Here is a 14,482-nt window from a genome sequence, read left to right as displayed (position 1 = left end):
CTTTAAATCTTAAAGTCATTACATCCCTTCCATACATGAAAGAATTCTCCTGTTCATTAATATTATATTTGAATAATTATTCATTTGATCGACCAGCGATGTTACGTTTTCTCGACAAAAAACTCGCTCTAAAAAGAGCGAGTTTTTTCATTATATATTATTGACCTTTGTACATTGCATCTACTTGTTTTTGAAGTTCCTCATTTTCTAAGAACTCATCATAAGTAGCCTCTTTATCAATTACACCGTTTGGTGTTACTTCGATAATGCGGTTTGCAATTGTTTGCACGAACTGATGGTCATGAGATGTGAATAAGATTGTACCTTTGAATGCAATTAAACCGTTGTTTAATGCTGTGATTGACTCAAGGTCTAAGTGGTTCGTTGGATCGTCAAGTGTGATTACGTTCGCACCACTTAACATCATTTTAGATAACATACAACGAACTTTTTCGCCTCCAGATAATACAGAAACGTTCTTCTTAACTTCTTCACCTGAGAATAACATCCGGCCTAAGAAACCACGTAAGAAGCTTTCAGACTCATCTTGTGGAGAGAATTGACGTAACCATTCAACTAAGTTGTAATCACTGTTCTCAAAGTACTTAGAGTTATCTCTTGGGAAGTAAGATTGAGAGGTTGTAACACCCCATTTGAATGAACCGCTATCCGGCTCCATTTCACCCATAAGAATTTTAAATAATGTTGTCATCGCAATATCGTTACGGCCGATAAATGCAACTTTATCACCTTTATTTAAAGTGAAGTACACATTATCTAACACTTTTTCACCATCAATTGTTTTAGAAAGACCTTCAACAGTTAATAAGTCATTTCCTACTTCACGCTCAGGTGTGAAGCCAACGAATGGGTAACGACGTGATGACGGTCTAATATCATCTAATGTAATTTTGTCTAATAATTTTTTACGAGAAGTTGCTTGTTTCGCTTTAGAAGCGTTTGAACTAAAGCGTGCAATGAAGTTTTGTAACTCTTTTACTTTCTCTTCTTTTTTCTTATTAGCATCTTGTGTTAATTTTAAAGCTAATTGGCTTGACTCATACCAGAAGTCATAGTTACCAACATAAAGTTGAATTTTACCGAAATCAAGGTCAGCCATGTGCGTACATACTTTATTTAAGAAGTGACGGTCATGGGATACTACGATAACTGTGTTTTCAAAGTTCATTAAGAAATTTTCTAACCATTGAATCGCTTTTAAGTCCAAGTGGTTGGTAGGCTCATCTAATAATAGAATATCAGGTTGACCGAATAAAGCTTGAGCAAGTAATACTTTTACTTTCTCTGCCCCAGTTAATTCTGACAATTTCTTATCATGAAGATCTTCACCAATACCTAAACCTTTAAGAAGAATTGCAGCTTCTGACTCAGCTTCCCAACCGTTAAGCTCAGCGAACTCACCTTCAAGTTCAGCAGCGCGCATTCCATCTTCATCACTAAAGTCTTCTTTCATGTAAATAGCATTTTTCTCTTGCATTACTTTGTAAAGTTGCGTGTGACCCATAATTACTGTTTCTAATACTGGGAACTCTTCATATTCGAAGTGGTTCTGTTTTAATACTGCTAGACGCTCACCTGGCGTAATATGTATGTCACCTGTTGATGGTTCAATTTCTCCAGATAAAATCTTTAGAAATGTAGATTTACCAGCACCGTTTGCTCCGATCAAACCGTAGCAGTTACCTGGCGTGAATTTTATGTTAACATCTTCAAATAATTTGCGATCCGCGAAACGCAAACTAACGTTACTTACTGTAATCATTTGTGTCCTCCTACTAATACCGCTTATTTCAGCGTTTTCTCACCGATTGTCTTAAAAAATCGCATATTACGACTCAATTATTGTAGACTATAGCTATTATATAGTAGAAGCTGGATGAATAGCAACGGTTGATTACCTTTCTACAATGAAATCGGATAGTTTTTGTCCATTCCCCTAGCTATTGTATGTATATCATCGACCTCTTTCTCATATAACCTTTCACTGCTCATTCTGTAATATATCGGATTCATTTTCATCTGAAATATTATATACCGAAAAAACTGTAGAGAAATCATTCCCTACAGTCTCTTCTTATTTCGTATTTATTATTTTCTCTTTGTAACTCTTCATTTTACTCGTTAACCCTATTAACGCCGGTAATAATATCGGCATCACAATTAAAGCTAATAGAAGAAGTGCAACGCCAACTACTGATGCAACTTGTATAAGTGTTAATACACCTGATGGAATTAATGCTGCAAATGTCCCGCCTAAAATTAGCGCCGCTGATAATACAACTCCTCCTATATGACGAGATGCAGTTACAATTTTCGTTACCGAATCCCCTTCTATCTCGTTATAGCGCATCATTACGAAAATACTATAATCCACTCCTAAAGCGACAATCATAATGAAGCTAAAGAATGGAACATTCCAGCTTAATGAATCTACATGTAATACATGTGCACTAATTTGTTCGCTTATACCGAGTGATGCGAAGTACGCTAATAGTAATGAGCCAATAATAAATATTGTGTTTAGTAATGAGCGTGTAATTACGATTAATACAATCGCAATTCCAATTAACATAATTGTAGCTGTACGTAAGAAATCTTGCCCTGTTACTTCTTTTAAATCAACGTTTCTAGCTGTTGTTCCGCCAATTGCTGTTTTCGCATCATGTAATTCCGTTCCCTTTACAGTGCCATCGATTGTTTTATTGATTTCTTGAATAATTGGCATCGCTTCTTTTGAATACGGATTTACATCTAAAATGATAGTCATTTTAGCAATTTTTCTATCCTGTGACATGTACGTGTTCAATGCTTTTTGGAAATCCTCTCCCTCTAGCACTTCTTTTGGAATATAAAACTTCTCAGAGCTCTTCGATTCATTGAGCTCCCCTAAATATTTTTGTGCGTCATGCAGGCCATTACTTACTTTTCCAAGCCCTTCTGTACTTTTAGATAAACCGGATTGTAATTGCCCCATCTTTTCTTGCAGGTCTTTAAGGCCCGTTAAAAGTTGTCCTTGCCCATCGTTTATTTTCGTTAATCCAGATTGTAACTCAACTGATTTATTTGCAATTTGTTTTGAACCTGAAGAACCTTCATTTAATCCATTTTTAAGATCGGCTGCTCCCTTTTGTAACTTATTAACTCCATTGCTCATTTCTTTTAAGCCGTTATCCACTTTCAGTAACGATTGATTCGCTTCTTTAAATGAACTCATCGCCGTTTTGTGCTGTGTTGCTAATTGATTTAATTCATTTGAAAGTACGCTTAATTTCTTTTGAGCCTCTTTAGCAATTCCTATCGTTTGTTGTATGTTTGGATCATTCGCTAATTCTGGTTTCGTTTGAACGAAATTGGTCATTAACATTTCAATTTGTTCATATCCCTTTTTCGCACCATCAATCGCTTGAAAAATACTTCCGAAGAATTGATCGTAAGAGTTTAAACCTTTTTCTAACTGTGCATAACCAGCATGCAGCTGCGACGTTGCATTAGATAGAACATTTATATTTTCGTTTACTGAAGCTAAACCACTCTCAATTTGCTGTGCTCCTTGTGCACCGTCGTTTATGCCATTTGATAATTGATGTAAAGCTGTTCCTAATGCTGATACCCCGTTTTTCGCCTCGTTCGTTCCATCAATTAATTTTTGAACATTCGCAAGACTATTTGAATCATTACTTCCCATTTTATTTTTCGCATCTGTTAATCCATCATTAATTTCCTTTATGCCACCATCGGCATCTCCTAATCCTGTATTCAATTCTCCCGCTTGCTTATTTAAATATAATTCTTTTATCTTCTCACCAGTTGGACGTGTTGGTGCATATACTTCTGACACACCTTTAACTTTCGAAATTTTATCAGTTAATTCGTCTAAAATTTGTAGAGAAGTTCCTTCATCCAGCTTTTTATCAGATTGAATGACTAATGTACTCGGTGAAGAGAAACCAGGCGGAAAATGATCCTCTATTACGTTAATACCCATCTTGGATTCATACTTATTATCCACTTCAAATAAATCATTGTAATTAAGTGTATTAGAGTATTTTAATACGAAAGGAATCGATATTACGAATACGATGATTAAAGCGACAAATGGCCTTGCTACTGAGTTTTTCGCAAAGAATCCCCATAAGCGACTATCCTCATGACCTTTAAATGTTTTAACTGGATAAAACATTCCTTTTCCTAAAAGCACCATGAAAAATGGATTTAAAGTCGTTAATACGAGTAATAATACTAAAACACCAATTGCTACCGCTGAAGTCGATTGATATAATTTAAAACTTGCTAAAGCAAGTGATGCAAAACCAATTAGCACCGCTATTCCGCTATATAATACAGTTTTACCTGCTGATTTGAATGTTTCTTTCGTAGCTAAAAATGCATTTTCTTGTTTACTTAATTCTTCTTTAAACCTCGTATATAATAAAATGTTATAATCTGTTCCTACCCCAAACAGGACGACGACTACGAACACTTGTGTAAAGTTTGAGAATGGAAAATTAAATTGATCTACAAGCTGGGCAATAATCCCCATTGAAACTAAATACGATATACCAACTGTAAGAAGAGAAACAATTGGAACAACTGGTGAACGGAATACGAGGATTAATACTACAAGAATGAAAATGATTGAAATAACTTCTGTCTTTTTCACTCCCTCTTGAGAGGATTTAAGAAAATCACCCGCTATTAAGTCACTTCCTGTTAAATACGTTTTTACCCCTTTCGTTTGCACTTTTTCATGAAGATTATTTGAAACTTTTGATATTTCACCATGTTTTTTATCTATCGATATTTGCGTTAAAATAGTCGTATTATCTTTAGAAACTAATTGTTTCTCCAAGTCTTTATTGTCTAAATGTGAAACAACTTCCTTAATTCCTAATTGCTCTTTTTCATTTTGCAGGGCGTTGATTGTTTTTGTTATTTCCTTTTTTTGTTCATCTGTTAAAGCTGCCTTATTGCCACTATTAAAAACGGCTATAATTTCATACTTTTCAACCCCTTCTTTATCCATCTCTTTCATCATCTTGTCAGCAATACTGCTTTGCTTTGTATTAGGGATTGTAATTTTCCCTTTTTCTTTCACTAATTGATCCATATTAGGCATCGTTACGACCATTGTAATAGTAATAACTATCCATAATAGAAAAGATAAACTTCTCCAACTTTTTAACTTGCTCATTTGAATCATCTCCCGTTTTGAAAGTTTCACGTTAGTAACGGAATGAACGTTCATTCCTATTGTTCTATTACATTATTTTGTAAATTCTATTAAACTAGTCTTTCCGGAATGAATGTTCATTCCCTTAGTTACACAAACATCCTTTCCTACTCTCATTTTTTAAATCTATTTAGGAATGAATATTCATTCCTTTCCTTATAAAGCTATAGAATCAAATGATTCTAATAGCGTTCCAAGAGCTTTCTTCTAATTCTTTTACTAACTCTTTCGAGTATTCTAATTGCCCTGTTGCAATTACTTTCGTTAATTTTTCTAGCGGTTGATATACAATAATAATTAAAGCAACTGGAGGCAATGGACGAAGAAAACCTTTTGCGATTCCATCTTCAATAATATTCATAAAGAAGCCTATAAAATCATCAAATATTTTCTTACTCTGTTCATCAAGAAAATAACTATCACAGTGAGAATTTGTAAATAAAAAAGCATCTACATTGTTTCTCGCAAATTCAAATAAACGGTTGTACGTATGACTAAACTGTTCACGAATATTTGCTTCAACAGGAAAATCCGTTTTTATTATTTCAGAAAGCTCTAACATACTTTTTGAAAATAATGAGTTAACAAGTGCCTCTTTATTTTCAAAATAGCGATAAATAGTACCCGCACCGACTTTTGCCTTTTCAGCGATCATTGGAATTGTCGTACCATCGTAACCACGCTCTGCAAAAAGTTGCATCGCAGCATCAAAAATATCCTCTTGTTTGTTTTTAGCCATTTTTTCCACCTCTATTTCCAGGAATGAAAATTCATTCCGTTTTTAATTATAAATTACATGGATTAAAAGTCAAGTGCGTGACAAAGTATAGTTACGTTTTAGTGAAAAAATTATATCAACGATTATTAGAATATATCAGCGCAAGTCTAATTATATCAGCGATTTTCAGAATATATCGGCGCATCTCCAATTATATCAGCGATTTTCAGGATATATCGACTTACCGACAACCAAAGAGAAAGCTGTCCCAAAAATTGTTTTTGGGCAGCCCAATTTTCTATTGAAAACTTAAAAGAAATCATAAATAAATGCTTCTCGTACCGGAACTATTTTCTCAAACGCTTGTATTTCCTCTTCACTTCCGCTAATTAATTCTAATTCATTCAGTTGTAACGGACGTTTATAGCCGAACATTATTGTAGATAACTCGTTTATATCCAGTTTGATGCCTTTATCTATTGTTTTTTCTTTTATTATTGTTATTTCATGATTTGCAAGTCTCACTGTTATGTTATTCCACGGAGCAAATGCGTCTGTAATGTTTAGGATCACTTCTTGCTGTACATTGCTCCAATTCAACTCATATTGTTTTAAGAACTGCTCTACATCTACAATTCTTCCCATAAAATATGGTTTTATTTCTGTCTTCACGCGCGGCTCTTGCAATGAATATAATAACGGTTCGCTTTCACTTACTGTCATTTCAATTTCTTTAATCATAGAATCATGCTGACAAATAAAGTTCCACAGACCATTTCGTGCTTCATTATGCAGTGGTACAAATTCTTCTACTGTCATTTTATAGTTTTCTATTTTGTATAACATGTAACCTGCTGCCTTTTTATTTTCATCATAGTAAATCGCTAATGTTAAATCATCATAAACCGCTTGTAACCACCAGTTCTTCTCTCGAACTAACATACATGAAAAACGTTCTGCAAATGCTTCATAGAGCTTCTCGACTTCTTCTGGATGATTTTCTTTATTAAAACGTTTCACAGTACCATTTACTTGTTTTTTCATCACTAAATCGCTCTTACTTATATGACATTTGAGTAGATTCGCACAAAGTTCCCAGCCGTATTTACGATAAAATGAAACAGCAAATGGATGTAACATAGAGACTGTATAGCCATCTTTTTTCATTGTTTGAAGTGAATGTTGAAGTAGCTCTTTTACATACCCACTTCTTCTGTACTCTGGATACGTCGCTACTCCTGCAACGCCACCCATTTTAAATTTTTCTTTACCTATGTAAATATGAAACGGAATGAGGTGTAGTTTTGCAGCTAAGTCTTCCCCTTCCATAATGACGTATATTTCATGACTTTCCTTCATCTTTGTAAGTTGCTGCTGTAATCGTTCCTCATCTACTTTATATTGAAAAGCGTATTCTGATAAACGTAATGCTTCTCTAAACTTATCTTCTTTTAATTGTATGACATTCATATAATTCTCCTCCATTCCCTGTTTGAATTGTATCATAATTCTTACTATTATAGTTCGGTAAGTGAAACTACAAGGACGTTTTAACAAAAAAAGCAGATACATCACGTATCTGCTTTCCATCCTTTTTATTTAGCTAATTTTTGAAGTTCGTCAAAGAATGTAGGATATGATACACCTACTGCTTCTGCATCTTCAATAATTGTTTTTCCTTCTGCCAGGCAACCAGCAATTGCAAGCATCATTCCGATACGGTGATCACCATAACTATTTACTGTATTGCCTTTTAGAGCTGATTTTCCGTAAATGATCATACCGTCATCAGTTGCTTCTATGCGAGCTCCTAGTTTCGTTAATTCAGCAACGACTGTATCAATACGGTTTGTTTCTTTTACTTTCAATTCATGTGCATCTTTAATTACTGTAATTCCTTCTGCTTGCGTTGCCGCTAATGCGATTACAGGAATCTCATCGATTAATCTAGGGATAATATCTCCGCCAATTTCAATTCCTTTTAATGAAGATGTTTCGATTGTAATATTTGCAGCTGGTTCCGATGCCCCTTCGTTAATTAGATCTACAGTGAACGTAGCACCCATTTTTTCTAAAACATCAATAATACCTGTACGGGTTGGATTCATCCCTACATTTTGTAATACTAGTTTACTATTTGGGATGATTGCACCTGCTACTAAGAAAAATGCTGCTGATGATACGTCACCTGGCACTTGAATGTCTGTTGCTGTTAATTTTTGTCCACCTGACAGCTTCACTGTTTTCCCTTCGCGAGTTACTTTAACACCAAATGCTTCAAGCATTCTTTCCGTATGGTCGCGTGAAATATGTGGTTCTGTAACAGCTGTTACACCTTCTGCACGAAGACCTGCAAGTAAAATAGCCGACTTTACTTGTGCACTTGCAACAGGAGAAATATATTCAATTGCTTTTAAATCTCCGCCACGTATTGTTAACGGTGTAAATGTTCCTTCTTCTCGGCCGTCTATGTTTGCGCCCATTTGTTTTAATGGGTTTGTTACACGCTTCATCGGTCTTTTTGCGATAGATTCATCACCTTGTACGCAAGAGAAAAATGGTGTGTTAGCTAATATACCTGACATTAATCGGATTGTTGTACCAGAATTACCAACATCTAATACAGCTTTCGGTTCTTGTAAACCTTCTAATCCTTTACCAACTACAGTAACCTCATCACCGTTTTGCGTAATTTCTACTCCCATTTCTTTAAAACATGAAATCGTACTTAAACAGTCTGCACCGGGCAAGAAACCTTTAATTGTTGTTTTCCCTTCTGCAATAGAACCGAACATAACAGCACGGTGTGAAATGGATTTATCACCTGGGATTGTAATATTACCATTCAATCCGTTATTAACGGGTTGTATTGTTCTTTCTTTCACGTTTTTCACCTTCTCATTTAAATTGTTTCATAAGTTTGGTATTCTTCTTCTCCAAGCGCTAGCTTTGCTTTCATACGATCTTCTTCCCTTTGGAAGCTAATACGTAATACCCCAAGCAGTCCTTCACGCGCTTCTAATATTTGCAAGTTCGTAATACTAATTTCCTCGCGCGCTAAAATACTCGTAATATGAGCCAATGCCCCCACCTTATCTAATACATCGACGTATAAGTCGTGATAGGCAGGAATTGCCCCTCTCTTTCTTACTGGTAAAGAATCACGGTATTCTTTCGCATCTGCAAAATAGTTTTGAATCTCGCCTGCATCTCCGGTAGAAACTGTTTTATATAAATCTTCCATTTCAGAGATCCACTCTTTTAATAATACCATTAAATGCTCTCGATTTTGCTTTACAATATCACTCCACATTTTTGGACTACTAGATGCGATACGTGTAATGTCTTTGAAACCTCCAGCAGCTAGTTGATGAATGAGCGGATTATCTCCTGCATGTTTCTCAACTTGCTTTACTAAACCTGCTGCGATAAGGTGCGGAAAATGACTAACGATCCCTGTTACATAATCATGTTCTTCCGTATTTAAAACAAGAAAATGTGACCCTGTTCCTTTTAACCATACTTTAAGGTCTTCCACTTGTTTATTTGGCACGTGATTCATCGGTGTTAAAATGTAAAATGCATTTTCAAACAAATGTGCCTTTGCACTTTCAACTCCCGTTTTATGAGAACCCGCCATCGGATGTCCACCAATGAAAGAAACATCCTTTGAAAATAAAGCTTCCGCTTCGTTCATAATAGACCCTTTTGTACTACCAACATCAGTCACTATAACATCTTCTCGTAAACGGAATGACGCAAGTTTGTGTAATAGCTTCTTCGTTTCTTCAACTGGAGAAGCAAAAACAATTAAATGTGCCTCTTCACATGCACGCTGTAAATCAACTCCTATTTCATCTACTACGTGTAATTCTTTTGCACGCTCTACTTGCTCTTTAAATATATCGTACCCTGTTATCGTTACATCGTGCTCTTTCTTAATTGCTAATGCGAGAGAGCCTCCTATTAAACCTGTTCCAATTAATACTACCTTTTTACGCATTTGCCTCATCTCGAGACTTATTTTTTTTATTTTCAAAGTGTTGTTTTAACACTGAAATCACTCCTTCATTTTGCTCCCTTGTTCCAACTGTAATACGGACACCCTTTGGGAATGGACGAATAATAAATCCTGCATGTGCACAAGCTTCATAAATCTCTCCAGCATTATCTACCGGTAAGAAGATGAAATTAGTTTGTGACGAATAAAATGGTATACCGTTTTCCTTACAGAAACTCTCGTATTGCTGTAATCCTTCTGTATTCATGTGAACTATTTCTTTAATAAACTCGTCATCACCAAAAGCAATCGTCGCTGCTTTTTGCGCTAATGAAGATACGTTAAATGGTAAACGTACGACATTTAATTTCTCAATTAGCTCTTCCTGTCCGATCGCATATCCAACGCGGAAAGAAGCTAATCCGTATGCTTTAGAAAACGTTCTAAGTACAAGAATGTTTTTATGTTTTTCTAAAAGCGGTAATGTCTCAGGGAAATCTTTTGCTGTTACGTATTCATAGTACGCTTCATCAATGACAATTAACGTATTTTCACTAATGCCTTCAATAAATTGAGTTAATTTTTGCTCATTCACATATGTGCCCGTCGGGTTGTTTGGATTACAAATCCATACGATTTTCGTATTATTATTTACCGCTGACGAAATTTCGTCTAAATCGTATACACCTTTATTTAAAGGAATTTCTTTCACTTCACACCCTTCAATAATCGCATGATGGCGGTACTGCGGGAATGTTGCACCTGCTGTTACAATGTTATCTCCCGCTCGTAATACGGCGCGGCTTATTATTTGAATGATTTCATCTAAACCACTACCACAAAGTACTTGTTCCATTTGCACATGCAACTTATCTGCGATTGTTTGACGGAGCGTTGTAGCACCTCCGTCAGGATATAAAGCATGTTCCAACCAAGAGTTTTGCAACTCTTCTAAAACTCTCGGTGAACAACCAAATGGATTTTCATTCGATGCTAATTTCACAAACGAATGATCTCCGTACACTTCTTTCATTTGTTCTGGTGATTTACCTGGTTTATATGGTTGTAATGATGATAGTTGATCTTTTACTTGCACGTTAAACCCACCTTTTTATTAAAATTCTTTTGCATAGTTATTGTGTTGCATAATGTTTTGTTTTAATAATTCCATACGATCTTTTCCGAATTGTTCGACTAGTGCATCTGCAAGTTCCCATGCCACAACAGATTCAGCTACTACACCCGCTGCTGGTACTGCGCAACTATCAGATCTTTCAATACTCGCTTGGAATGCTTCTTTCGTATCAATATCAACGCTTGCTAACGGTTTGTATAAAGTAGGAATTGGCTTCATCACGCCTCTTACGATAATTGGCATACCTGTTGTCATACCGCCTTCTAAACCGCCGGCATTATTCGTTTTTCTCGTGTATCCTTTTTTTTCATCCCACAGAATTTCATCATGCACTTTGCTTCCTGGTTGTCGTGCCGCTTCAAAACCTACGCCGATTTCAGCACCTTTAAATGCATTTATACTCATAATTGCACCAGCAAGTTTTGCATCTAATTTACGATCGTAATGAACGTAACTACCAACGCCAATCGGCATACCTTCTGCAATGACTTCCACAATACCACCGATTGAATCTCCACTACTTTTTGCGTTGTCAATCGCATTCATCATTTCTTGCTCTACTTCTTTATCTAAACATCGAACTGGTGAGTTTTCAGTAATTGTTTGAATTTCTTCAATTGATAAGTTTGAAATATGTTTTGCTTTTACTCCACCAATTTCAAGAACATGTCCTGCAATTCCCACGCCTAATTCGCTTAAAATTTGTTTTGCAACTGCACCAGCAGCTACACGAACTGTCGTTTCTCTTGCAGATGACCGCTCTAATACGTTTCTTATATCACGATGACCATATTTAATTGCTCCATTTAAATCTGCATGTCCGGGACGTGGTTTTGTAATTGTACGTTTCATGTCTTTACTTTCTTTTTCCGAAATTGGCTCTGCACCCATTACTTTCGTCCAATGTTTGAAATCATCATTTTTTACAATTAACGTAATCGGTGATCCAAGTGTCATCCCGTGACGAACACCACTTACAATTTCAACTGTATCTGTTTCAATTTGCATACGTCTTCCGCGTCCATGACCTTTTTGTCTTCTTAATAATTCTTTATTAATATGTTCCGCCGTAAGTGTCAAACCTGCTGGTACACCTTCTAAAATAACTGTTAACTGCGGTCCATGTGATTCTCCAGCTGTAATGTATCTCATTTCTCTTGCCCCTTTACTATTTTTTTGTACAAAAAAGTCCCTACTGAGCGCTCAGTAGGGACGATGTTTATCGCGGTACCACCCTAGTTGTAGACTTCTTTCGTCTACCTCTCTTCTTCTTTAACGATCGTTCGACCGTCTTACCCTCCAAAAGTTGTCGGGAAAGATGCTCCAAGGCTGTAATTCATGCTTACCTTTGTACTGATTCACACCGACCATCAGCTCTCTTTAACAGTGAGATAAGCACTACTGTTTCCTCTTCAATGCATATATGATATGGAATTAAGATAATTTATTTTTGAAACCTTTTAACTCATCCATGAATCTATGGAATTCTGGAATGTCCATTTGTTGTGCAGAATCTGATAATGCAACTGCTGGATCTGGATGAACTTCAGCCATTACTGCATCTGCGCCAATTGCAAGTGCCGCTTTCGCTGTTGGTAATAATAAATCTCTGCGTCCAGTTGAATGTGTTACATCAACGATAACTGGTAAATGTGTTTCTTTCTTTAAAATTGGTACTGCAGAAATGTCTAATGTGTTACGTGTTGCTCTTTCGTATGTGCGGATACCGCGCTCACAAAGAATAATTTGATCGTTACCTTGCGCAATGATGTATTCCGCTGCGTTAATGAACTCATCAATTGTTGCTGCTAATCCACGTTTTAATAATACTGGTTTGTTAACTTTACCTACAGCTCGTAATAAATCGAAGTTTTGCATGTTACGTGCACCAACTTGAATTACATCAACGTAGTCTAATGCCATTTCAACATCGTTCGGATTTAAAATTTCACTAATAATTGCTAAGTCAAACTCGTCTGCTACTTGACGTAAAATTTGAAGTCCTTCTACTCCTAAACCTTGGAAATCATATGGAGAAGTTCTCGGTTTGAATGCACCACCGCGCATTAATTTTAAGCCTTGGTCTTTCATCGCTTGCCCTACTTGACGAACTTGTTCTAAACTTTCTACTGCACAAGGTCCCATGATGAACGTTTGTGTTCCGTTTCCAATCAATTCACCTTTTACATCAACAATTGTATTTTCTTGTTTCTTTTTACGTGATACTAGTAACGCTTTACGGTTATCATCTTCTTGTAACTCTAAGCTTGCTTTGAAAATCGTTTTGAAAATATGTTGAACTGTTGATGTTTCGAATGGTCCTTCGTTATGCTCTGCAATCATATCAAGTACTTCACGCTCACGTACTGGATCAAAGCGTTTCGTGCCTTGTACTTGCTTTTGCTCTCCAATTTTTTGAACAATTTCACCACGTTTGTTTAAAAGGTGTAATAGTTGTAAGTTAATTTCATCTACCTGTTTACGTAATTGATCTAATTCATGATTTGCCATTTGGAAATCCTCCTCTAATGTTTTAAAAGTATAGTAAGAGAATAAAAAATTCTCTATTTTCTGAACTGACTAATTATACAAATTTATAGTGGAATCGATACCTCTTCTTATTTTAAACTAATAATTCGTACAAAGACATGAACTACTAGTTAAAAACCCACTTTTTTGTACAAAAAAGCCCTACTGATTCAATCAGTAGGGACGATATTTATCGCGGTACCACCCTAGTTGTAGACTTCTTTCGTCTACCTCTCTTCATTGTTAACGATCATCTGACCGTCTTTCCCTTCATAAAGACAATACTATCTTTACTACGAAAAAGATGCTCCAGGACTGTAATTCGCTCTTGTTTATGTACTGGTTTGCACCAACCACCAGCTCTCTGTTACAGGGAAACAACAACTACTGCTTTTCCTTTCAATGCATGACTATTTAATTTTCAAGTTGAACCACTAAAATACAAAAAGTCCCTACTGAATAAATCAGTAGGGACGATATTTATCGCGGTACCACCCTAGTTGTAGACTAACTTTCCGTCTACCTCTCTTCACTGTTAACGATCAATTGACCGCTTTTTCCTCATAAAGACAAACTATCTTTATTACGAAAAAGATGCTCCAAGACTGTAATTCATGATTATCCCTGTACTGGTTCACACCAACCACCAGCTCTCTGTTACAGTAAGACTAACCACTACTGTGATCTCTTCATTGCACTTTGTTTATTCAAATGTTTTTGAAATTGAATAAGTATGATTCGTATTATAGAACGCTTTTCAAAACACTGTCAACAACTTTTTATATATTTTTTTAAATTCCACTTTCGTCCTATAATTCTTTTTGTAAATCACCCATTACAATTCCTATG

The 14,482-nt window shown here is 35.9% G+C and carries 9 protein-coding genes and 3 other annotated features; all 9 genes read right to left on the bottom strand.

Going from position 1 to position 14,482, the window contains the following annotated elements; translation table 11 throughout:
• Positions 1–157: 157 nt before the first annotated feature.
• A complete protein-coding gene (locus tag ABWK52_RS09105; RefSeq protein WP_000633864.1) occupies positions 158–1,783 on the bottom strand; it encodes an ABC-F family ATP-binding cassette domain-containing protein in 1,626 nt (541 codons plus the stop codon).
• 312 nt (positions 1,784–2,095) lie between these two features.
• The gene (locus ABWK52_RS09100) at positions 2,096–5,212 is read right to left on the bottom strand and encodes an MMPL family transporter (protein WP_000040300.1); all 3,117 of its coding nucleotides are present in this window, start codon (positions 5,210–5,212) and stop codon (positions 2,096–2,098) included.
• Positions 5,213–5,423: 211 nt separating this feature from the next.
• The gene (locus tag ABWK52_RS09095; RefSeq protein ID WP_001107299.1) at positions 5,424–5,990 is read right to left on the bottom strand and encodes a TetR/AcrR family transcriptional regulator; all 567 of its coding nucleotides are present in this window, start codon (positions 5,988–5,990) and stop codon (positions 5,424–5,426) included.
• A 288-nt stretch (positions 5,991–6,278) separates the two neighbouring features.
• Positions 6,279–7,439 (bottom strand): GNAT family N-acetyltransferase, encoded by a 1,161-nt coding sequence (locus ABWK52_RS09090; RefSeq protein ID WP_118414618.1) that lies wholly within the window; start codon positions 7,437–7,439, stop codon positions 6,279–6,281.
• A gap of 125 nt (positions 7,440–7,564) precedes the next feature.
• On the bottom strand, positions 7,565–8,854 hold the full coding sequence (gene aroA, locus ABWK52_RS09085) for a 3-phosphoshikimate 1-carboxyvinyltransferase (RefSeq protein ID WP_000664630.1): 1,290 nt from the start codon (positions 8,852–8,854) through the stop codon (positions 7,565–7,567).
• 17 nt (positions 8,855–8,871) lie between these two features.
• A complete protein-coding gene (gene tyrA / locus ABWK52_RS09080) occupies positions 8,872–9,972 on the bottom strand; it encodes a prephenate dehydrogenase (RefSeq protein ID WP_001228131.1) in 1,101 nt (366 codons plus the stop codon).
• Positions 9,965–11,065 (bottom strand): histidinol-phosphate transaminase, encoded by a 1,101-nt coding sequence (hisC, locus tag ABWK52_RS09075; RefSeq protein ID WP_001197271.1) that lies wholly within the window; start codon positions 11,063–11,065, stop codon positions 9,965–9,967. The genes tyrA and hisC overlap by 8 nt, the downstream gene beginning before the upstream one ends.
• Positions 11,066–11,083: 18 nt before the next feature.
• Positions 11,084–12,256, bottom strand: a complete 1,173-nt coding sequence (gene aroC, locus ABWK52_RS09070) for a chorismate synthase (RefSeq protein WP_001269429.1) — start codon at positions 12,254–12,256, stop codon at positions 11,084–11,086.
• 53 nt (positions 12,257–12,309) lie between these two features.
• Positions 12,310–12,529: a binding site (T-box leader), on the bottom strand.
• 9 nt (positions 12,530–12,538) lie between these two features.
• Positions 12,539–13,615: a bifunctional 3-deoxy-7-phosphoheptulonate synthase/chorismate mutase gene (locus tag ABWK52_RS09065; RefSeq protein WP_001273575.1), complete on the bottom strand. Its 1,077-nt coding sequence runs from the start codon at positions 13,613–13,615 to the stop codon at positions 12,539–12,541.
• A gap of 194 nt (positions 13,616–13,809) precedes the next feature.
• Positions 13,810–14,045: a binding site (T-box leader), on the bottom strand.
• A gap of 54 nt (positions 14,046–14,099) precedes the next feature.
• Positions 14,100–14,335: a binding site (T-box leader), on the bottom strand.
• Positions 14,336–14,482: the final 147 nt, after the last annotated feature.

Source organism: Bacillus sp. AP50 (genome assembly GCF_040492675.1).
Taxonomy (GTDB): domain Bacteria; phylum Bacillota; class Bacilli; order Bacillales; family Bacillaceae_G; genus Bacillus_A; species Bacillus_A cereus.
The sequence above is the reverse complement of the archived record's forward strand: the minus strand, read 5'-3'. Positions and strand labels throughout refer to the sequence as shown.

Bases quoted from the DNA above. Each gene is read 5' to 3' on its own strand.
- tyrA (WP_001228131.1), bottom strand. From the start codon at position 9,972: ATGCGTAAAAAGGTAGTATTAATTGGAACAGGTTTAATAGGAGGCTCT.
- aroC (WP_001269429.1), bottom strand. From the start codon at position 12,256: ATGAGATACATTACAGCTGGAGAATCACATGGACCGCAGTTAACAGTT.
- ABWK52_RS09090 (WP_118414618.1), bottom strand. From the start codon at position 7,439: ATGAATGTCATACAATTAAAAGAAGATAAGTTTAGAGAAGCATTACGT.
- ABWK52_RS09065 (WP_001273575.1), bottom strand. From the start codon at position 13,615: ATGGCAAATCATGAATTAGATCAATTACGTAAACAGGTAGATGAAATT.
- ABWK52_RS09095 (WP_001107299.1), bottom strand. From the start codon at position 5,990: ATGGCTAAAAACAAACAAGAGGATATTTTTGATGCTGCGATGCAACTT.
- ABWK52_RS09100 (WP_000040300.1), bottom strand. From the start codon at position 5,212: ATGAGCAAGTTAAAAAGTTGGAGAAGTTTATCTTTTCTATTATGGATA.
- ABWK52_RS09105 (WP_000633864.1), bottom strand. From the start codon at position 1,783: ATGATTACAGTAAGTAACGTTAGTTTGCGTTTCGCGGATCGCAAATTA.